This is a genomic window from Bacteroides celer, from assembly GCF_002632415.2.
Classification (GTDB): Bacteria; Bacteroidota; Bacteroidia; order Bacteroidales; family Bacteroidaceae; genus Bacteroides.
Map to the genome: position 1 here is coordinate 5,944,088 of NZ_CP178209.1, position 21,148 is coordinate 5,965,235.

Genomic DNA, 21,148 nt, shown 5'->3' on the forward strand with positions numbered 1-21,148 from the left:
ACAAACTTCAAATTGCATACTCTCGAATATTAAATTCCGAAGAATATTATACAACCCTAAAAATCATTCAAATCAGAAAATATAAAATACCCTGATACAAATTGGCTGTTTTCTAGTCAACTTATACCATGGGTAAGACACATAGACATGTAGATTCGCTTACTTACTATTATCCTTTACCAGATTCATGTTTCTTTGAAATCTTTCATCTGCATCATCTGATAGCCTCTGCTTGTCAGCATTATTCATAGCCCCCCATTTATCAGACCAAAATCTGAATCTCGACATTTCCCCATACTTCTTATCGTATATACCATGGTTTAATATCTGAAATTGAAGACTAGGAGACGTCATAGAAACATTAAATCCATAATTATCAATATCATGAAACATCACTTTTGTTTGGGAATCTTTCCCATTTACATTTATAAGGCTGTATGTTGATCTGCAAAATAGATTATAGAAATATTCCCAAGGATCTTCTTTCAACGTAAGATTTCTAAAGAACTCATCTTGATGAGGCAGGCTTTTATATTCTAATTTTTTTTTTTCATTCGGTCCCAAAATAATGGGCAAAGAATCACCAAGTGACAAATAAAGGCTATCCTGACCATCTACAACAGCATAATGTTTTTTAGTACTTGACGACAAGTAAACAATGGAATCTGTATTGTTTTTCAGATACATTTGTCCATATACGTTCTTTATCATTGTAGTATTCTGGTTTTCATTCCAAAGTAAATTCCGTTTTATACTATCCACATTACAACTTAAATAGGAATCGCTCACCTCAACATCATGAGACATAATCCCCATCTGTACTGGGCATCCTTTCACATATCCCGAAAAATAGGGCCACAATTCCGTAATATTAAAATATGTGTCCCATCCCCTAAGCAACGAAGTATCTATTAATATTTTCTTTTCTCCAAGTTTGGAAACAACCAAAAGCCAACGCTTTCCCCCGCCTCCTTCTACCACAAGATTGCCCGAATAACCAGACGCCTCTATCATTTCCTTTACAGACATCGGTGCCTCATCCAATTCTATAAAACAGAGATACTTATCCTTGTGCTTAATGATCTTTGAAGGATATTCAAATTTTAAATCTGCCGGACAATCAGCTGCTTGAATACTGTATATATGATTGGAATCATTAATAGCCAACTCATATAATACTACATATTCATTAGCAATCAAGCCACTATCCACAAGTAATTTGGCTTGCGCTTCCACCGCTTGCTGAACTTTGTTTATAGTAGGCTGTTTACAGCCTACTATAACAAATAATAATATCAAATTTAGAAACGTAGTTCTCATTACTTCATAAATTTATCATTTAACTTATCTAACAACGTTTTACTCGTATCTATTTTATATTCATTATTACCAATACGTGGATTTTCACTATTGTAGAAGAATAATACTTTACTATCCCTATGATAGACAGCACCTGTCTTTATTTTCAAATTTTTCATGTCCTGGCCAGAAGCATGGGCATTATATGGATGTGAATGCATATCTATCACTTTATCTCCTTTTACATTCAATTCACTCTGTTTATCAGAGAATACACTATCTTCTCTACCCGAAGTTCCGATAATAGCCGTTTTATCTCCCTTATCATTATATATATCCAATTTCCATTCAACAGAAGTGTTGTCAGCTCCAAATTTGAAAACTGTGGCTGCATCCTCAAGGTTTGATGTTGAATTATAAGTTTCAAGGCCTCCTGATTTACCATCTTGCATATTATACATTCCAGAAAGTATTTTTTTATCATTCACAGTTATCGGTTTAACACCTGATCTAGTGCTCATCAATCTATCATCAGTAGAACCCTCTACAACAGTTTTGAAAAGCCTACCTGCACTGTTTACTGTATAATCATCTTTTCCATCAATATCTACTCTCAACACTGGATTATTCTTACAGTAGCTATATGGACTCCAATTGTAATGCTTCTCACTTGATGGATCCACCGCATTCCACCTTCCAATCGCCGGGGCATACTGTCTCGCCCCATAATCATACCAATCAAGCCCATCGTTTCTATCCAACTCCTTCCCATTGTACTTATAAGACTGAACAGATGACGCAGAAGTAAATATACTGCCAAATGGATAATAATGATTCACTTCCTCAATAGTACCGTTTTGGTCTGCGACCACACGATTATTTCCTTGATGGTCTTTCAGATAATAATGATATATTCTGTCATTCAAGGAGACGAACCCAGCTTCTGTCAACAACGTCTTGGGAACTCCATTTTCATAGACCACATTGCCGCAATAATCTGTTATGGTAGTATCATTTCCTATTACATGTGTAGTACGGATTTTCGTACCATTCGCATCATAAAGATAAGAAATACTGTTACCATTCGCAAATATTACACAGGTAGGCAAATTTAAACAATTATATTGAATATCAACTATTTTCTTATTCAAATCTTTAGTTAAATTGCCATTTGCATCATAAGTATACTCTATAGGTAAATCTATTCCGTCCACAAACTCCATTCCGGTGGCAGCAGCAGATAGAATCGCATTGTCATACACCGATTGCAACTGATTACCATCGTATACAAAATTCAGGTTGTCAACCAACCCGTAACCACCCGTGGAGGTTTGTCCGTAGCGAAACAAACCTAAAATATTCCCCATTTTATCATATCCAGACACTTGCTCATTGAAACGGTTCGGGTGCTGCGTCAGAGCATTTCCTTCACCATAAACAGCATCTGTCATGCGGGATAAGCCATCATAAGTAAATTTGTAACCACGAATAGGAGAAGAGCCCGTCCCCCACGTCATGCTGCTGACGTTTCCGTTGTAACAAGGAGTGCCAGCGCCATCCATGTAGTACAGTGTCTGATTGAACAAAGGACTGCTCACCGACTTCGGCCACGAACGAACGTTATACAAATATTCAGTCTGCAAGAGATCATTCGCATGTTTCTTATCGAACACCAAACGGCCGATGGCATCATAGCAACATTCCGAAAGGGACACTTCCAAACCGTCATTCAGGCGGTGCCTTGTTTCGAGCAGGCGTCCCGCATGGTCGTAACGATACGTGTACAATTCACTCTGGGGAGCAGCCCCTGATGCTGTCTGCAAATGAAGACGTTTCAACAGTTTGCCTGCAAAATCATAAGAAAGGTATTCACTATCGCATCCGTCCAGCAAATGTGAGCTATGAGTCTGTATGCAGCGACGGTACTTGTCATAGTAAGAAACCGAGTATAACGCCGGTGCATGGGCTTCCAACGGGAAACTGATGCTACCGGTTTGCAACCCTTTGTGGGAGTAAACACTACAAGAATCACCATACCATGCCCCATATCCTTCCACCTCTAAGCTTTCATCATACGCATAAAACGGAAAACCGTTTTGACCAAGGAAAGCATAACCGTCATAATAGTAAACCGAATGCAACACAGGAGAGGATAATGTCACTCCATGAATGGAATAGCCGCCGAATGTTGTATCCGTATTGTAGGGCGAATATACTGCCTCCGCCACCACTCCACACAGGAAAGTGGAGACATCAGCCACTTCGTTCCGACAAACACCTGTCAAAACAACACGTCCCATAGCATCAGAAAGCGAAAACTTCCATTCGCCACACAGACGCAAGTTGCCATCCTGTGAAAGAATCAAATGGTCGGCATCATCGTAGACGAAATATTCCCATCTGGAACCGGGAAGTTTCTTGGCAATGCAACGATTACGACGATCGTATCGATAGAAATAGGCATACTGCTCAAGGCAAGCACTTGAATAACTGCCGGTAGCCTGCATTTTGTCAATCGCTGCCGGAGGAAGTACCGCCTGAAGATGACCGTTGCCATCGTAGATAAAATAAGTGTCGCAATAAGTTGACGGAACACTATTGCCCGGAAGCTCACGCCGCAATACCGTCTGCCCCGCATGGTCAGTGAAAAAACAGGAGACATTTCCGTCTTCATCACTTTTGCATTCCACATGTAATGCCCCTGGTTCATAGTTGCCACAATTATCAATAGCAAACAGCGTATCGGAAACCTCGGTTATCCGAAAACGGAGACAATTCAGCAAACTATCTTCCAACATATTCAGGCGATAATCTGTCTTTACGGATTTTCCTTTTTCGTGCCATTCGCCACCTTCACCGTAATGCTCCGTAACGCGATTCAAAGGAGAATCTTCATACACGGGATAACTGTAGGCACAGGAATCTCCAGAATAAAAAGAACGGGAGAAGTGGGTAAAGTAATCCTTCGCTACGTATCCGCCATCACCAGTGGAAACTACCGGCAACCATTTTCGGGCTTCCCTCCCTTGGAGATCATACTCCTGAAACCGTAGTATATCTTTCTGTAAAGGAGAAGATCCCCTGTCCACCACTTGCGAAGGACGTCCTAAACCATCAAAATAGCGGACAGTATAAATCGCCTGTCCAGACGCCATTTCCGCAACAGAAGAGGTTTCAATAGTAGGTCGTATCGAATAGATATAATTGCAAGTTTCGGTCAGACCAGGAGGCAGATTTTCCCAAGGTTCACTATAATCGGACATACGACCGGAAATACAAAGACACGGAGCACTAAAACTGTTGCTGTTCAATTCGATTTGGTAATTTCCGGGAAGAAGTTGCAGAGACAGTGTATCTTCATAAAATTCAACCGAGATTTTGTCGCTTTCCAAAAAGACTTTTCCCCCAATCGAATCACTCCATTTCTGTGATATGGTGATATCCATCGCGTGCCGCAAGGTAAAAGCATAATGCACAATCGTCTTATTTCCCCGTTCCGAATAGTAATACCAAGGATCCCTATCGTCTTCATAATTGAAATCCTGCCCATATATTCCGGCAAAAATCGGATAATCGGAATGATTTCCTTCGGCAGCAAATCCACGTATGGTAGTAACAATGATTCCATTGCAATCAGAATCAATACAATAGTATTCGTCACCTTCGGACATGACATAATACGTACCCTTTTCCAATCTTTTCATACACAAAAGTCCCCTGTTATTCCCACCATACCTAAATTCGGGCATTTCATCGATATAGCGTGAACAAAGTTCATCCACCATATCCAAGTTCACTTCATCCGAACAAGCTATCTCAGGGCACAACTCACCCTCGGGAATTTCGTAGTCCTCAAGCTCCCGGATTTTATAAAGATGAGTTCGTGTCGCCTGTATCTTCGAACGGAAATTATGGATAATGATATCCATCGGACGCTCCACTTCTAATTTATAATAAATGTCACACGCCCTTCCTCCCGCGTCATTGGAGTATTCGCGGCTGTCACGTGCATCTACGAAATAAAACGTCGAGTCCGGTTTGCCTAAATCAATGGCATCGGCCTTGTGGCGTCCCTCGTTAGGAGGCCCGACTACTGGAAAGCTGTCATCAAACTGTTGGCTCCATCCTGTTCCTGCCCATAACAAGCAGCACAGTTCAAATAATAATATGCTAACGATTCTTTTCATTTTTCATTCCTTGTTTAAAAGCGTACATAATGGTATTCCGTGTGTTCAAGAATTTTCCTCTCTCCACCTTCCAATAAATATTGCTCCTGCAATCGTCCAGCTGCATCATATTCGTAGTATGTAGTACGACCATCCGGTGTAGTTGCCGAAATCATGCCAATGAGTGGTGTATAAGTATAGGTAGACACGTGCGCTTCGGAAAGGCTGCTCCTAAGGTTGTCTATGGACGTCATATCCGGTGCTTCCTGCAGAGAGAACGACTCCGGCAGAATATTTCCCAATGCTTGTTTAACCTCCTCATAAGTGGCATTATCTATTTGCGCTATCAAATGCTTGCCCCGATATCCCCAAATATAAACCGTATGACGTGAACGGTCATTACAGAGATAAACTGGATTTCCATAACCGTCGTAGCGGAGGTATTCTCTGCGTAACTCGGGTGTCAAGCTCCCAGTCGAGCAATAGATGGAAGAAACTACAGGGATATTGGCTTCACCTTGTTTGTTACTGGAGAGAGAAAACATACGGAAAACTGCTTCGCGGTCTCTTTCCATACCTTCCGGAGTAAACGTACTTACGGATTCACTAATAACATATCCATACATATTTCTTTTTCGCATCTCTTCATAGACTTCATCATCTGTCTGCTCAAAAGCATATAAATATTTCTTTATATTAATTCCACCTTCGGAAGTAGTAGTTTTCGTTTCCTTCAAGTATCCCATGGCATCGTACGTATTTGTTTGACTAGTTTCCAGTTGTGTGTTTCCATCCCATTCGCTGATTGTTTGCTCCGTCAGAACACAAGCACCAAGAGGCATACGAGCTATCTGATAATATACGCCAAACTGGGTCCCTACATAAGAAGCAGACTGCATCACGTAAGTCGCGAAATCCGAATTTGAGAAATCATATTTATTGCGGACCGTTTTGACCAGCCTTCCCGATGAATTATAATCATATTCTGTCAATATTTTCCCACGGGCGTACGCATACCGTATGGGATCTGTCTGATAGTTCCTCACGTATTGTTCGTCCAACACTTTTATGACAAAACTTTCCAACATACTGTTGTTGGCGAAAGTGATCTCTCTGGGCACATCAGGATGTGAGGCATAATCAGTAAAATGGGTAATCTTACAGGCACCAGTGATTTCTATAACCTCTGGATAATTCACCCGTATACCGACATACTTCATCGGCTCCGCTTTAAGCTGCACATGATAATTCCCTATAGGCAACTCGGACAGGTCGAATGTAATGTCTTTATTTGACGACTCGTCATCAAAACAGTACTCTTTAAAAACACGACCTCCCCGACTGATAATAATTTCAGTGCCCGAATATCCTCGAATAGTATAAGTAGCCCCTTTTTCTTTCTCTTCCAAACAACCTACATTCAGTTGAAATTGCCGTTTTCTGAGTCCATCAAGAGGAGCCACACATAGATAAAAAACAGAATCCCACTTTGTGTATTGTCCAGATTCGCATTCAATGACAGTAGAATAAGCGATGTGTTCCGATGTCCGGTCTACAATATTAAATCCTTCGCTAAAATACTTAAAAGTCGTTATGTAGCTATCTTCTTCTCCCAATACTTTGCTATGCCGAGGAACACCATAATGAGGCTTATACATCAAAATACCACTGCTTTTCTTTTGATTTCTGTCTTGCCAATACAAGTAGCGCGTTTCTTTCACCAATGCTTTGCCGTCATAAAGTGAAATCTTCTTAATACGGGCACCTCCTGCCATCTCATCCTTACTCATCAGGCAAAGATCCGGTTGATAGTTGCAACCGTTCTGTCTGTCTACATAGCTGCCATAAGTATGTGGCTCATATTCGAAACCCGCTTTTCCACCAGTTGGAAAATAAACAGCCTGTAATAACCCTGCCTCATATTGCTTGCCGGTTGGTTCACGATCTTTTGTTATTACACATATATCATTGGTCGGCCATATATGTTCCAGCTCGGGCATCAAATATTCATTGACCTCATTACCTCTCCAATACTTCCAATAATCTACATTGATAGTCAGCGGATTGGGTAATTCGACAGATGAATATTCAAACGAATACTTTCCGAGACGGGAATGAAAGACTTCGGAAAGGAAAGAATATTTATGATTCTGAAAGTAGGTCAGCCGACAACTTTCCACAAGACTGCTGTCTGCGGCAAAGAGTGACAGCGAGTCGAGTCTTGTGCGACAAGACAGCCCAAACTTCCCGGCTTCTGCAAGTGGAAACAATTCATTCATTCCTGGATACGAATAATAAAATTTCACGATTTTGTCATCCGTTTCTATAGATTCTATTAATGCGATTTTTGTCAGGGTGTAGCTCCTGTCGGCTTCCCTCTTAGGAGCACGCGCAATCGGTGAAGCACTAAGTTGGTAACATTCGTTGATGCGATATTTCAACAGTTCTTCATATCGAAAAGGAGACAGAATCAACGCTTTCGGATCGTCGTGATATTCAGAAGGAACCCTGTCTACATATCTAACAATCAGCTCCCTGCCATTGGGGGCAACAATACGTGAAAGACAAAAGGCGGAAACTTCGGGGGTTCTATCCTGCAAAAATGCCGAAGAGGAAATCGAATTGGAGGCTTGTACGTTCGACTGTCCGAAAACATTTTCCCACGATAGTGCTGTATACTCCATTGCAGCATACGTACCACCAAAACAATAGACATATCCATCATCTGTGGTAATCTTCAATACCGAATAACGGTAGCCTGTATCCATGTCGGCATGATAATCACTCAAATCGACACTTATATGCCCACCATTATGAGCCAATACGCTGACACTTCGGTCGAAATTAATAATGAATTGTCCCGAATATTTTCCAAAACGATAATGATAGATGTCCGAGGATGCTTCGACGCCTGTTCCTGCAAATGAAGGAAAAGAATAATAGTCAGAAGCAAAAAGTGTCGACTTTCCGTCAATAGTTCTCCATAACAATTTTTCCGGCTGTTTCTCTAATGTAGAAATAAAATTTTCATTGGATGTGTTCAAACCAGAATGGAACAAAAAACCTTTCAATAAAGGATGAGATTGCATATCTCCGTTTTCAACAGCAATATCGTCTGGAATTCCTTTCACCTCTCGATATATAACGCCGCCTGTCACCAAACTCCAGTCTCTTCCCACAAAGTTATCCGGTTCGGATGGTTTGAAACCTCCCGAATTATAACTGAGAGACATATCTAAATCAAAATCCGGATCTTGAAAATCAATCACAGGAATGCTCAAATCTACCTTCCCCGAATTAAGGCAGGAAACAGTTTTGTCAAAACGAAGCATCTCTGCCACCTGAGGGGAACATACTTGAGGGGCAGTCAGCGGTGTTGACCATAAATCTTCCTGAGCATTAGAAATAAGGGCTATAAACAATCCGCCCAATAAACAAAATATTTTTTTCATACAATTACTTTCCATTTATATTCATTATTCTTTAATTACTTTTTATATAAAACTCCGTAAGCCGCCTATCTATCCCAATAATTACCAACTTACGGAGTTTCTTGTTTTTACAAATTCATCGCATTAGCGCCCAAAACGCCTGCCACAGCCGAAGCCACTGCGATAACCACTTTCAGGATCATATCCCATACTGATTTCTTCATTGCCATCATTTACCTCCTTTCTGTTCTTTAATGTGTTGTGTTACTCTGTGTTCTTCCGTATTTTCAATTCCAGCAATGAATTCTCCGAAGTGTTTGAATTCCTTTGCCACCTCAAAACACGGGCACTGTTTAATCCACTCTTCCGGTTCTATCTCACCGTTTCCATTGAGATCCGGCGAAAGATCCCGATGTCCGCATACCCGGCAACCGGGAAATTTCTCTTGTAGTTGCCCGACGAGTTGCCGGAGCGTGGCTCGCTGTGCCGGAGTCCGGGTGTCTGCCGGGCGTCCCCGGCAGTCCAGACCACCTTCATAGCAGATACCTATCGAGTGAGCGTTGAAACCTTTTGCATGTGCTCCGATGCGTTCGATGGGGCGGGTGAGGTGCACTGTTCCATCCTTGCGGATGTAGTAGTGATAGCCTGTTCCGTTGAATCCACGGCGCCGGTGCAACCTGTCCAAATCTTCCGGAGAGAGCGTACAATCCCCCCGCGTGGCACTACAGTGCACCACGATTAAGTTAATAATTCGCATGTTAGTGGATAATTAGTTTAGTTTACTAGTCTAGTTAAAAAGCTCCGTTTAGTCGTTTAGTCAGCCATTCGTGTTTGTGTTGCGACCTATGTGCAGACTATGCTGCCGGATCCGGTGCTTCTCCACCGCCATCGCCGGAACCACCGCTGCCGGAGCCACCACCATCAGGTTTACCACTATCTCCGCCACCGGAAGCCGAAGTATCGGCAAGGTCGAAACGGACACACTTGGCACCCGTCACCAAAGAACGGGTAGCGGTGGTACGGTCGGGATTCTTGGTGTAGTTGGGCAGGAAGCGGACGGTAAGGGAAGCTTGGGCAGCCGATACTTTCTCTGGCAGTTCCACACCTTTACCGTTGGACTTCATCACCATACGGAAAGTCCCGAAGCCGTCGAGCGTTACACTTTCCGATGCTTGCAGATGCTGTGCAGCCACTGTCACCAGGTTATCAAGCGTGTTCTTCACGTCACCCGTGGAGAGAGACGAGTAAGCGGCTATCTCTTTGGCGAGTTGGGTGGTTGACACATTGGCCGTGTAGATCACACGGGGATGAAATAATTTCTTTTTGTTTTTGTCTTCCAGAATGGACTGGAAGGGTTTGTACAATACTGGCATAATTGTAATAGTTTTTACGTGTTAATAAATTAGTTTAGTTTTGTCCTTAAGCTTAATGACACTGTAAAGATACGGGTATTATTCAGACTGACCCAATCATTTTTTCAAAGTGCGTTCATCAATTAATTAATTACGCTCAAAAGATAATGCCCCGGCAATTTGATCTTCCCATTGCTCCCGCGGATGCTGCTGAATCCCTTCCACACCGGGTGTCCGATAGCTCCGAAGTTGCTTTTCAGGATAATGGCGTATTGCTCGGAAGGCGGAATCTTGTAAGAGTGAAGGTTTTCCAGCAGTCCCTCGAAGTTACGCTGCATGCCGTCGGACGGTGGTTGCAGATTGTTGATATCCTCCTGTGTCATCACCTTCCTACTTTTCAAAATTTTTCCTCCTCCGTTCTCTCCTTGAGGAGAGTCAGAGAGGTGGTTTAATTTGTTTTGATTTGTTTTAATTTGTTTTTCTTTGTTTTGTGTACCCAATGTCGACATTTCGGCTTCCGATGTTGCAGAATCGGTGGTTGATGTTACAGTATCAGCAGTTGGTGTTACATCACAGGCGGTTTTGTTATCAGCATCCTCCGCACTATTTTTGCTGTTTGGAGAAGTGTGGTACGATGCAAGCTCTTCCGCTTCCAACAGGCAGTAGGCGGGGTCTATCAACGAGCTGCTGCGCCGCTTGGTGATAAAGAGATACTGTCGTTGGATATCGGCGGAAGTCAGGATGCCGTATTGCCGGAAAAGCCCGGCATCAAACAGTCCACACTCCACGGCCAGGGCGATGATACGTTTCACGTCATCAAGATCCGTATTGTAAAGGCTGTCCGTCAGTTCGTCGTAAAACTCATCACTGGCAGGGATATAATATCCTTTTCCGGCATAGATGTACGATAGCGTTTCTACCAATGTGGCAAAAGCGGCATCACCTTCCCGTTTCATGACACGACGCACTATACGGTCGTGCATGAAACTGGTGCTCATGGGGAAATAATCCAACCCCTGTTTTATTCTTCCCATAGTGCGCGTAGTTTTTCCTTTTCCTGCTTCCGGCGGATACTGTCCGACACCACTTGCCGGGCATGACGGATAAGGAACATTCGCAAAGCGTAGTCCTTCACCTCGGTTATCACCGGATAGGAAACAGATTTGTTTTCAAATAATGTACTTTTATCCTGATTGCGATGTCTGCGTGCGTTTGCCTTACGACATTCTTTGCAGTAGCTATCCGTAGTACGGGTACGCTGATTCATATAAAAGGCTTCCTGTGGAAGCTCCCGCTTGCAACATCCGCAGATGCATAGAGATTTGTTCATAATGGTTTCCATATTGCTTTTCCGTTTTTAGAGTTTTCATATTTAAATATTTGTTTGTATATTGAAGATATATCGCTGGCGCGCAGGACATATAGTTGCTGTATATTGGAGATATATTGGCTGCACATTGGGTATATAGATGCTACACGCAGGATATATAGATCTTATATGCAAGATATATAGACGCTGCAAGCAGGCTTACTATTACTTCCGCCCGTCCGGTACGGTTTCCTTAAAAAGGCGGTGAATGAGGTATTTTGCAACCTTTCGTAAACTTTTTGCTATTTCTCATGGTTTTTCTATTTAATATTTATATTTTTGAAACATATTTGTGATTTCGTTGCTACAAATATAAAACAGTTTTCACAAAGAAAACAAAAGATTTTGGAAATTAACTTTCAAAAAGTAGATAACAGATTATCAATGAGCAATTAACGAGTTTATGAATTTTTACATCAAAAATAAACGATCATAGAATGGATACATTTTTGGATGTTACAGGAATCGTGAAGCGTGCCAAACAGGTGCTAAACTTCAAGAACGACAGCGAATTAGCTGAATATTTAGGCGTATCACGTGCCACAGTATCCAACTGGGGGGCGCGGAACAGTATTGATTTCCGTCTGCTGCTCGACAAGTTTGGGGACAAGGTAGACTACAACTGGCTATTATTAGGAAAAGGCAACCCGAAACACCAGCCGAGATTGTGCGAAAGCGAGCTGGTAAAAGGAGAAGTGGAGATTATACACAATCCGAAAACAGCGGAACCAATAGATGACCGCAGCGTCATGTTGTACGATATCACAGCGGCAGCCAATCTGAAAACATTATTCACCAACAAGCAGCAGTATGCACTGGGGAAGATATTGATTCCCAATATATCCGTCTGCGACGGGGCGGTCTACGTCAACGGAGACAGCATGTACCCTATATTGAAATCGGGAGACATTATCGGATACAAGGAAATCAGCAGCTTCGACAATGTCATTTACGGGGAAATATACCTGGTTTCGTTTATGATTGACGGAGACGAGTATCTGGCAGTAAAATACGTAAACCGTTCGGACAAGGAAGGTTATCTCAAACTGGTGAGTTACAACACACACCATGAGCCGATGGATATTCCATTCGCGTCTATCAACGCAATGGCAATTGTGAAATTCTCCATCAGAAGGCACATGATGATGTAAGTCTCACCATAGAGAGAGCACGCAAGATATGAAGAATATGGAGAGTGCAGAAAACACGAAGGACACAGAGCTATTATTTTTCTCTAAGCTCTGCGCCCTTCGTATCCTCTACAGCGAGAGGTATCTTAAACAGTGAAAAGTATATAAAATGGAATAGTCTATGCTAATCCACGCAACACTTGTTCGGTCCTAAAATTCTGCAACAAACTAATCCGCAGCAACCTCTTCCCCTTTCAGCGTAGCCGAACTGGCTTCCGTGACACGCACATTGACGAAATCACCGACACGATGCGTACCTCTGTCGAACACCACCACACGGTTCTGCTCCGTACGGCCGAACAGCTGGTCGCGCGAACGCTTGGAAACTCCTTCTACAAGCACTTCATACGTTTTACCGATGCAACGCTGGTTGGATTCGGCAGACAGACGGTTCTGCAAAGCGATAATTTCGTTCAGGCGGCGTACTTTCACCTCTTCGGACACATTATCTTCGAGATGCTTCGATGCATACGTTCCCGGACGTTCGGAGTATTTAAACATGAAAGCAGCATCGTATCCACATTCTTCCATCAGCGAAAGTGACAAGGCATGATCCTCTTCCGTTTCAGAATGAAAACCGGAGAAAATATCGGTAGTCAATCCGCAATCGGGGATGATACGTTTGATAGCTGCCACCCGGTCCAGATACCACTCACGGGTATATTTACGGTTCATCAGTTTCAGAATACGCGAACTGCCGCTCTGCACAGGCAGATGGATATGTTTACACACATTGGGGACTTGCGCAATTACTTCCAACGTCTCATCGCTCATGTCTTTCGGATGGGAAGTTGTGAAACGAATACGCACTCCCGGAGCAGCTTCGGCCACTGTTCGGAGCAACATCGGGAAAGTAACCACTTCGCCTGTCGGTCTTTCAAAACGGTAAGAGTTGACGTTCTGCCCCAACAAGGTGACTTCCTTATAGCCTTTCGCCACGAGGTCTGCCACTTCATTCAGGATACTTTCTACGTCACGGCTACGCTCACGTCCACGAGTATAGGGCACGATGCAATAGGTGCAGAAGTTATTGCAGCCACGCATGATGGATACAAAACCCGAAATATGATTGCCGCAGATACGCGACGGAATCACATCCCGATAAGTCTCGGTAGTAGAAAGTTCCACATTGATTGCTTTTTCACCGGTTTCTACGGCAGCAATCAGGTCGGGCAACGTCAGGTAAGCATCCGGCCCCACAACGAGGTCGACATGATGATTCGTTATCAGATCATCCTTTACCCGCTCGGCCATACAACCCAATACACCTACAATCAGGTGCTTTTTCTTTTTCTTCAGCGAGTGGAAAAACTCCAGGCGATTCAGAATCTTCTGCTCCGCATTGTCGCGGATGGAACAGGTATTCATAAACACGGCATCGGCTTCCTCCAGCGTTTCGGCTACGGAATAACCCGCCATTTGCATCACCGAGGCAATCACCTCACTGTCGGCTACGTTCATCTGGCAGCCATAGGTTTCGATAAACAACTTTTTGTTGTCATCCTTCATTTCAGTTGCGGATTTAAAGTCCGCTCCCGTTAATTCGTTCATACTCAAATCTTAGTTTAAAAATTCGGATGCAAAGATACGGCTTCGCTTTCAATAAGTAGTGAATTGATATCAAAATAACGCAAAAACTTATGATTTGGCAAGCAAATTTGTAATTTATGTTAAGAGAATAAATATTTTTAGGCGATATGCTTGGCAAATTTAAATTTATTCTTCACATTTGTGCAATGAAAGAAACATTAGATTTTTTCATAGTTAAGGTTTAGGTTAAAAAAATTAAGGGGAGCTGTGAAGCTGCCCTTTTTTCATACCCAAATGTTAGTTCAAACCAGATAAAATGCCTACCTTTGGCGGATAACTATTTAGAAGTGAAGCACAATGGAAGATTTTTTGAAATTTCTCTTGATAGCAGGTGTCATTCTTGTGGGAATATTCAAAGAGGTGAATAAAAATAGCAAGTCGAAAAAGGCTCAAAATAAACGCCCTGTTCCCCCAATGTCATCTCCCACAGAAATAGATCCGGATGTTGTTCCTATGCCCGAAGCATGGGGCAGAGGCAAATCGCTCGACGAATTGTTCCCACCCGCATCTTCTTACGAGCCAACCGTAGCCAAACCGGCTGCGAAACCAATATCGAAACCGGTTGCACAACCGGCGTCGAAATCCAAAAAGAAAAAAGAAGAAGTATCCGTCGCTGCATCCTTGGCAAACAGTGCCGCACAGGATGAGCGAAATACCAGGCAAGGCTCTCACTATAACACTCCTCACGAATCACCCAACGAACAAGACTTCACGATTCATTCGGCAGAAGAAGCCCGACGCGCTATTATCTGGGGAGAAATACTTCAACGAAAGTATTAGAAAAGGAGAAATGAAAGCATTGCCAAATGCACTAAATATATCAGAGAAGATTAAATATTACACATTGGTTATAAGAACATTGAGCTAAGAGCATTGAGCAATAACTAACCATAATTTATCAACTGTTTTTTAACACGAAATTTACTATTTTATGTCATTCAATCGTATTTCGGTAGCGGAAGCTGCAAGCCTGATTAAACATGGCTATAACATCGGCCTAAGCGGATTTACTCCCGCCGGAACGGCCAAGGCTGTAACAGCCGAACTCGCAAAAATTGCTGAAGCAGAACATGCGAAAGGAAACCCGTTTCAAGTAGGAATTTTCACAGGCGCATCAACAGGGGAATCCTGTGACGGCGTACTGTCACGTGCCAAAGCCATCCGCTACCGCGCTCCTTATACTACCAACGCCGACTTCCGCAAAGCTGTGAACAACGGAGAGATTGCCTACAACGACATACACCTCTCACAAATGGCACAGGAAGTGCGCTACGGGTTCATGGGCAAAGTAAACGTAGCCATCATCGAAGCCTGCGAAGTGACTCCCGACGGAAAGATTTATCTGACTGCCGCCGGTGGTATTTCACCGACTATCTGCCGTCTTGCCGACCAGATTATCGTGGAGTTGAACAGCGCACACAGCAAATCCGGTATGGGTATGCACGACGTATACGAACCGCTCGACCCGCCTTACCGCCGCGAAATACCGATCTACAAACCGAGTGACCGTATCGGACTGCCTTACGTTCAGGTAGACCCGAAAAAGATTATAGGCGTAGTGGAAACCAACTGGCCGGATGAAGCGCGTTCTTTCGCTGCTGCTGATCCGTTGACCGACAAAATCGGTCAGAATGTTGCCGACTTCCTTGCTGCCGACATGAAACGCGGTATCATCCCGTCTAGTTTCTTACCTTTGCAATCGGGTGTAGGAAACATCGCCAACGCTGTACTCGGTGCATTGGGACGTGACAAAACGATTCCTGCATTTGAGATGTATACAGAGGTTATCCAGAATTCCGTGATCGGATTGATTCGCGAAGGACGTATCAAATTTGGTAGCGCCTGCTCACTGACTGTTACAAACGACTGTCTGGAAGGCATTTACAACGATATGGATTTCTTCCGCGATAAACTGGTTCTCCGTCCGTCGGAAATTTCCAACAACCCGGAAGTGGTTCGCCGTCTCGGTATCATTTCTATCAATACAGCCATCGAAGTTGACCTGTACGGAAACGTAAACTCAACTCATATCTCCGGAACTAAAATGATGAACGGTATCGGTGGTTCGGGCGACTTTACCCGCAACGCTTACATCTCTATCTTCACTTGTCCGTCTGTGGCAAAAGAAGGTAAGATCAGTGCAATCGTACCGATGGTTTCTCACCTCGACCACAGCGAGCACTCTGTAAACATCGTTATCACCGAGCAAGGTGTTGCCGATCTTCGTGGCAAGAGCCCGAAAGAACGCGCACAAGCCATCATCGAAAACTGTGCACATCCCGACTACAAAGAGCTTCTTTGGGATTACCTCAAACTGGCAGGTAACAGAGCGCAGACTCCGCACGCTATACACGCTGCACTGGGTATGCACGCAGAGTTGGCTAAGAGTGGCGATATGAAGAATACTAATTGGGCTGAATACTTAAAGTAAATATAATATAGAGTATAGAATTTACAGTATTCGATTCAAAACAAGTATAATTGTATTCTCTGGTAAACAAAATCCTACGATTTTTGCTTATTAGAGAATACAATTGTCTTTTTGTAGAAGAATCAATAAAGAGCCCTCCATGGAGAATAGTACCTGCTCCTTGACAACATAGAAATCGGATTCAACAACGGAATTCCACTTTGGTTGTACGGGCTAATGTATTCATATCAGCCTATTTCCCAATAATCACCTCACACACCTTATCCTGAAATGCTCTCGCTTTAGCCGCCGAAAGTACATTCTGGTTCATAATGGCAAATGCCACTTCATGTCCGTTCTTCATCTTCAGATAGCCTGCAAGCGCATTTATTGCCGTAAACGAGCCTGTTTTGGCATGAACATTCCGAAAAGCAGGAGTACCTTTCATCCGGAATTTCAAAGTTCCGTCCACCCCACCAACGGGAAGTGATTTATACAACATCTGAAACACTTCTGTTTGCGAGTACGCATATTTTAGAAAATCCACCAGCAGGGCAGGAGAGAGGTAATTATAATTGGACAGTCCGCAACCGTCGGCAATCTTATAGTCTTTCGGGTCATGCCCCAGGCGGCGGATCAGTTTCATTATTTCGACAATACCATCTTCGGCAGCTACTTGCTTCTTTCCCGTAGCCTGCGCTCCCAGGCGACAGAGAAATGCTTCCGCATTGAGGTTATCACTCTCTTTCATCAGTTGGTTCAGCACTTTCTGCACAGAAGTGTTCCAGCAAGCCATACGCTCTACTCTCACACTGTCGCGAGGTAATTCGGCAAAGCCATACGACTGGGGAGTCGTGATTCCTTTCCCACGAAGGCGTTCCAGGAAAGTGTGCATAAAGAAACGGGGGGAATCGTAGATGTTGACATCATCTTTCCGGATCGAAGTGACATTGCCCGAAACAAGGAGATTGTTTCCATTCGTCAGCCAGTCTCTCGTGAAAGAGAATTTCCCAGCAGAAGAGGTACGTGTTTTCGTCTGATTCGTTACTGTATAATAGGAAGATACAGGTTGGCAGGAAACACTTGCCGCATCGCCCTGCACGGTGGAGGGAACTACGGAAACCTGGACAGTCCCTTTGCAGAACATCAATGGAGAGAGATACGGCTGATAGCCCGCAGGCGTATCGTCCCAGGCCCATCCGCTGCCCCAATAAAGGGAGTCTTTCATTGAAACGTCACCATAGACCTGCCCGTTAATAACCGAAAAAGGGAAAGTGATTACCTCTTCTATCAATGAATCCATCGACTGGCTGTCAAATTCCGGATCGAATCCGCCTACCACATACAGGTTGCCTTGCAAGGTATCATGCTCTATCACGCCATCGTGCCATACTTCGGTGCGGAAAGGCTCGTTGGCTCCGGGGCGGGAAAGTGCAGTAATAGCCGTCAACAGCTTCATGGTAGAGGCAGGACGTGAAAGTTTCTCCGCACGATAGTTATAAAGTGATTTCTTAGCCGTCAGATCGTAGACGGATATGCCGATTTCGGATGCTTCGGGGAGCATCTTCTTGATAAGCGAATCTATCCGGGAGAAATTCTGTTGTCCCCAAAGTGGCAACAAACAAACTGAAAGGGCGACTAACAAAAGACTTTTTTTCATATAACACTGTTTATAACATCAACAAATGATCGTATCTTACCTCTATCTATTTCAAGTTTTTCTCTACCTGTCCAAGAAGCGAACCGGCGCCATAGCCGGACCATACATCCTGGATTTTTCCATCAGGGGCAATCAATACATAATGAGGGATTCCCCGTACCTGATAATTTAGGGCAAGACCGGTACGTCCTTTACGAAGTTCGTTCCACTGGTTACCGCCCATTCCTTTCGTCTTGATATACTCTTTCCAACGTGCTTTCGGGTCCTCACTAATACTAATCACAGTCATTTTATCCTTGTACAGATCCATCACCTTCTCCATTTCGGGTATCGACTCCACGCAAGGACCACACCCGCTACTCCAGAAATCGAGTAAGATGAATTTTCCTTTGAACTCGGAAATATGACGGAGAGAATCATTCGCATCATATAGGTCTCCATCCACCATCATATCTTCAACTCCTACGGTAGCGGGAGGATAAACATAGGCTGTAATCTCCTGTCCGTCACCTGTTTGTTTATCAGCTTCGGACATTCGGGCATAGAGTTTTTTCACCTCTTCTTCATAAGGCATGATGGTTTTATATTTCATCATGGAAGCAAAAAACAGTAACCTGTCCATCCACACCGGGGAGACGGGAGCTTCTTCCATGTATTCCATTTCCTTTTTCCAGATTTCCTGCTGCAACGGCATTGACAGTTTCCGGATAGAATCTATCTTGGCCCACGCCTGACTTTCAAACTCCCGGTCGCCCGGATGGTCAATGAACATCATCCGTTGCCAGTCATATTCCGCTGCCATGTATTGCATCAATTCTTTCTGTTGGGCCATCGCGCAAGCCGTAAAGTGATTTTCTTCCTGCTGTTCCGGCACATCGCTTACTACTTCCCATGTTTTCACTAGTTTATCCTGCCCCTTGATTTCGATGTATTCCCCCGGTGCGATCCACACCTCCAGCCATGTACCCGGGAAGCCCCGGTTATCAGACATAATCAGCATTTTCCGTGTGGTAGAAACCGTGTCGCGGAAAGAGAACTGCCCATTCATAAGCGTATCTCTCAAGACACAGTTGAGAATATTTCCGTCTTCCTCGTACAGGCCGATCACAATGCTGTCAGGAAGATTGGCCAGTTCGCCCTGAATCAAATATTCATTGGCAGCAACTGACGCTTTACGATTAAATGTACAATGACACATCACCATACAAACTATTGCCAATAAGACCGGAGTGATTATATATTTTCTCATCATATATTCGATTTTATAAGTAAGATACCCGCATCAATGAACGATGTCAGATATCGGAATCCGTTTATAGAGCTTCCCGGAAGATTTCTCCTACCGTGGGATGCGGGAAAACAATCTTTTTCCATTGCGCTGCCGTCAGTCCGAGTTCAATGGCAGTCCCCGCAAGAGTGATAATCTCCGAAGCGGGATTTCCCAATACGTGAGCGCCAATCACCCGCTGCTGTTCATCCAGCAGTACTTTGCAAACTCCGTTCACGCCTTCATTCTCCGCCACAAAACGGCCGGAGTAAGCCATCGGTAGTTTGATAACCTGATAATTGATTCCTTTCGTTGAAGCCGATTCCTCCGTTTCACCCACTCCGGCAATCTCCGGATTGGTATAGACTACGCCCGGAATAGCCCGGTAACTCATGGTGTCTTCTTTCCCCAAAATGGAATGTACGGCAACTTCTGCCTCACGAACAGCCGTATGGGCGAGCAAAGAGAATCCTGTCAGGTCACCACAAACATACACGCCCGGCACAGAAGTCTGCATCTTTTCATTAATTCTGATAGCGCCACGCTCTGTCTTCTCCAAATTCAGGTTTTCGAGCCCGAAACCTTTCGCCACCGGGCGACGGCCGACACTCATCAACAGCTTCTCTGCAATGACACTGCCGTTTCCCTCCGCGTTCTCATAAGAAACAACAGCCCCTTCTTCCGTTTGCGACAAGCCGACCACTTTCGTACTAAGCAGGAATTTAATACCACGTTTGGCATATTCCGCACGGAGCAAAGCGGAAAGCTCCTTATCCATTCCACCCAGGATTTCGTCCATCATCTCAACCACCGTCACTTGTACTCCCAAACTATTGAAGAACGACGCAAACTCCATACCGATTACCCCGCCACCAACAATAGCCAAAGAAGCCGGCAATTCTTTACTGTCCAAAGCATCCCTATGCGTCCAGTAGTTCACCGCGTCCACTCCCGGAATAGGAGGAATAAAGGTTTCCGAACCCGTACATAATATCAGATTCTCTCCTTCGTAAGTTTCTTCCCCGCAGCGAACCGTATTTTTATCAATGATCTGCGCTTCTCCTGATACAATTGTAACATTGTTGGCAGTCAGCTTCGCTTTCACTCCCAGCACCAGTTTACGCACTACCTTACTTTTACGTGCTATTATCTTAGGCAAATCGAAAGAGACTTCCGGGATATTGACTGCATACTTCGATGCATGTTTTGCACTGTCATAAGTCTTTGCCGAATACAACAATGTTTTCGTAGGAATACAGCCTTCATTCAGACAGACGCCACCCAGACTATTCTTTTCGATAAGCAATACGCTCAAACCACCTTTACCGGCAGTTTCGGCAGCCGTATATCCCGCAGGACCGCCACCAATGATAATTACTTGATATTTCATAGTATATAATCAGTTAATCTTTTC

General features: G+C 43.9%; 15 protein-coding genes. 3 read left to right on the top strand and 12 right to left on the bottom strand.

Annotated elements, in window-relative coordinates; all coding sequences use genetic code 11:
• Window positions 1-159: 159 nt before the first annotated feature.
• From CJF29_RS23630 to CJF29_RS23665, 8 genes are all read right to left on the bottom strand, one after another.
• Entirely contained in the window at window positions 160-1,320 is a 1,161-nt protein-coding gene (locus tag CJF29_RS23630) for an Imm65 family immunity protein (protein ID WP_074559248.1), read from the bottom strand.
• Complete coding sequence (locus tag CJF29_RS23635) at window positions 1,320-5,486, bottom strand: DUF6443 domain-containing protein (RefSeq protein WP_229091960.1); 4,167 nt, start codon at window positions 5,484-5,486, stop codon at window positions 1,320-1,322. Before CJF29_RS23635 ends, CJF29_RS23630 begins: the two co-directional genes overlap by 1 nt.
• Window positions 5,487-5,500: 14 nt before the next feature.
• On the bottom strand, window positions 5,501-8,917 hold the full coding sequence (locus tag CJF29_RS23640) for an RHS repeat domain-containing protein (protein WP_176553185.1): 3,417 nt from the start codon (window positions 8,915-8,917) through the stop codon (window positions 5,501-5,503).
• Between the two features lie 107 nt (window positions 8,918-9,024).
• Window positions 9,025-9,120, bottom strand: a complete 96-nt coding sequence (locus CJF29_RS23645; RefSeq protein ID WP_149932071.1) for a smalltalk protein — start codon at window positions 9,118-9,120, stop codon at window positions 9,025-9,027.
• A gap of 5 nt (window positions 9,121-9,125) precedes the next feature.
• Complete coding sequence (locus tag CJF29_RS23650) at window positions 9,126-9,653, bottom strand: N-acetylmuramoyl-L-alanine amidase (protein ID WP_074559250.1); 528 nt, start codon at window positions 9,651-9,653, stop codon at window positions 9,126-9,128.
• A 97-nt stretch (window positions 9,654-9,750) separates the two neighbouring features.
• Complete coding sequence (locus CJF29_RS23655; RefSeq protein WP_004298855.1) at window positions 9,751-10,269, bottom strand: HU family DNA-binding protein; 519 nt, start codon at window positions 10,267-10,269, stop codon at window positions 9,751-9,753.
• A 122-nt stretch (window positions 10,270-10,391) separates the two neighbouring features.
• Window positions 10,392-11,282 (bottom strand): DUF4373 domain-containing protein, encoded by an 891-nt coding sequence (locus tag CJF29_RS23660; protein WP_074559251.1) that lies wholly within the window; start codon window positions 11,280-11,282, stop codon window positions 10,392-10,394.
• Window positions 11,270-11,590 (bottom strand): hypothetical protein, encoded by a 321-nt coding sequence (locus CJF29_RS23665; RefSeq protein WP_004298851.1) that lies wholly within the window; start codon window positions 11,588-11,590, stop codon window positions 11,270-11,272. The genes CJF29_RS23660 and CJF29_RS23665 overlap by 13 nt, the downstream gene beginning before the upstream one ends.
• 464 nt (window positions 11,591-12,054) lie before the next feature.
• Here CJF29_RS23665 and CJF29_RS23670 point away from each other — a divergent pair, with 464 nt between their 5' ends.
• The gene (locus tag CJF29_RS23670) at window positions 12,055-12,768 is read left to right on the top strand and encodes a S24 family peptidase (protein WP_074559252.1); all 714 of its coding nucleotides are present in this window, start codon (window positions 12,055-12,057) and stop codon (window positions 12,766-12,768) included.
• A gap of 207 nt (window positions 12,769-12,975) precedes the next feature.
• Here the strand turns inward: CJF29_RS23670 and miaB are convergent, their stop codons facing one another.
• Window positions 12,976-14,358 carry a tRNA (N6-isopentenyl adenosine(37)-C2)-methylthiotransferase MiaB gene (gene miaB, locus CJF29_RS23675; RefSeq protein ID WP_099147486.1) on the bottom strand — a complete coding sequence of 461 codons (1,383 nt, stop codon included), beginning with the start codon at window positions 14,356-14,358 and terminating at the stop codon, window positions 12,976-12,978.
• Window positions 14,359-14,694: 336 nt separating this feature from the next.
• Here miaB and CJF29_RS23680 point away from each other — a divergent pair, with 336 nt between their 5' ends.
• Both CJF29_RS23680 and CJF29_RS23685 read left to right on the top strand, forming a co-directional pair.
• On the top strand, window positions 14,695-15,177 hold the full coding sequence (locus tag CJF29_RS23680) for a hypothetical protein (RefSeq protein WP_009001353.1): 483 nt from the start codon (window positions 14,695-14,697) through the stop codon (window positions 15,175-15,177).
• 151 nt (window positions 15,178-15,328) lie between these two features.
• The gene (locus CJF29_RS23685) at window positions 15,329-16,828 is read left to right on the top strand and encodes an acetyl-CoA hydrolase/transferase family protein (protein ID WP_099147487.1); all 1,500 of its coding nucleotides are present in this window, start codon (window positions 15,329-15,331) and stop codon (window positions 16,826-16,828) included.
• A 232-nt stretch (window positions 16,829-17,060) separates the two neighbouring features.
• Here the strand turns inward: CJF29_RS23685 and dacB are convergent, their stop codons facing one another.
• The 3 genes from dacB to lpdA all read right to left on the bottom strand — a co-directional run bounded on the left by dacB (window position 17,061) and on the right by lpdA (window position 21,124).
• Window positions 17,061-18,467 carry a D-alanyl-D-alanine carboxypeptidase/D-alanyl-D-alanine-endopeptidase gene (gene dacB / locus CJF29_RS23690; RefSeq protein WP_099147488.1) on the bottom strand — a complete coding sequence of 469 codons (1,407 nt, stop codon included), beginning with the start codon at window positions 18,465-18,467 and terminating at the stop codon, window positions 17,061-17,063.
• Between the two features lie 46 nt (window positions 18,468-18,513).
• Entirely contained in the window at window positions 18,514-19,716 is a 1,203-nt protein-coding gene (locus CJF29_RS23695; protein ID WP_074559257.1) for a TlpA disulfide reductase family protein, read from the bottom strand.
• A gap of 64 nt (window positions 19,717-19,780) precedes the next feature.
• On the bottom strand, window positions 19,781-21,124 hold the full coding sequence (gene lpdA, locus CJF29_RS23700) for a dihydrolipoyl dehydrogenase (protein ID WP_074559258.1): 1,344 nt from the start codon (window positions 21,122-21,124) through the stop codon (window positions 19,781-19,783).
• Between the last annotated feature and the right edge of the window lie 24 nt (window positions 21,125-21,148).

Coding starts and splice junctions, on each gene's coding strand:
- CJF29_RS23630 (WP_074559248.1), bottom strand. CDS start 1,320: ATGAGAACTACGTTTCTAAATTTGATATTATTATTTGTTATAGTAGGC.
- CJF29_RS23635 (WP_229091960.1), bottom strand. CDS start 5,486: ATGAAAAGAATCGTTAGCATATTATTATTTGAACTGTGCTGCTTGTTA.
- CJF29_RS23640 (WP_176553185.1), bottom strand. CDS start 8,917: ATGAAAAAAATATTTTGTTTATTGGGCGGATTGTTTATAGCCCTTATT.
- CJF29_RS23645 (WP_149932071.1), bottom strand. CDS start 9,120: ATGAAGAAATCAGTATGGGATATGATCCTGAAAGTGGTTATCGCAGTG.
- CJF29_RS23650 (WP_074559250.1), bottom strand. CDS start 9,653: ATGCGAATTATTAACTTAATCGTGGTGCACTGTAGTGCCACGCGGGGG.
- CJF29_RS23655 (WP_004298855.1), bottom strand. CDS start 10,269: ATGCCAGTATTGTACAAACCCTTCCAGTCCATTCTGGAAGACAAAAAC.
- CJF29_RS23660 (WP_074559251.1), bottom strand. CDS start 11,282: ATGGGAAGAATAAAACAGGGGTTGGATTATTTCCCCATGAGCACCAGT.
- CJF29_RS23665 (WP_004298851.1), bottom strand. CDS start 11,590: ATGGAAACCATTATGAACAAATCTCTATGCATCTGCGGATGTTGCAAG.
- CJF29_RS23670 (WP_074559252.1), top strand. CDS start 12,055: ATGGATACATTTTTGGATGTTACAGGAATCGTGAAGCGTGCCAAACAG.
- miaB (WP_099147486.1), bottom strand. CDS start 14,358: ATGAACGAATTAACGGGAGCGGACTTTAAATCCGCAACTGAAATGAAG.
- CJF29_RS23680 (WP_009001353.1), top strand. CDS start 14,695: ATGGAAGATTTTTTGAAATTTCTCTTGATAGCAGGTGTCATTCTTGTG.
- CJF29_RS23685 (WP_099147487.1), top strand. CDS start 15,329: ATGTCATTCAATCGTATTTCGGTAGCGGAAGCTGCAAGCCTGATTAAA.
- dacB (WP_099147488.1), bottom strand. CDS start 18,467: ATGAAAAAAAGTCTTTTGTTAGTCGCCCTTTCAGTTTGTTTGTTGCCA.
- CJF29_RS23695 (WP_074559257.1), bottom strand. CDS start 19,716: ATGAGAAAATATATAATCACTCCGGTCTTATTGGCAATAGTTTGTATG.
- lpdA (WP_074559258.1), bottom strand. CDS start 21,124: ATGAAATATCAAGTAATTATCATTGGTGGCGGTCCTGCGGGATATACG.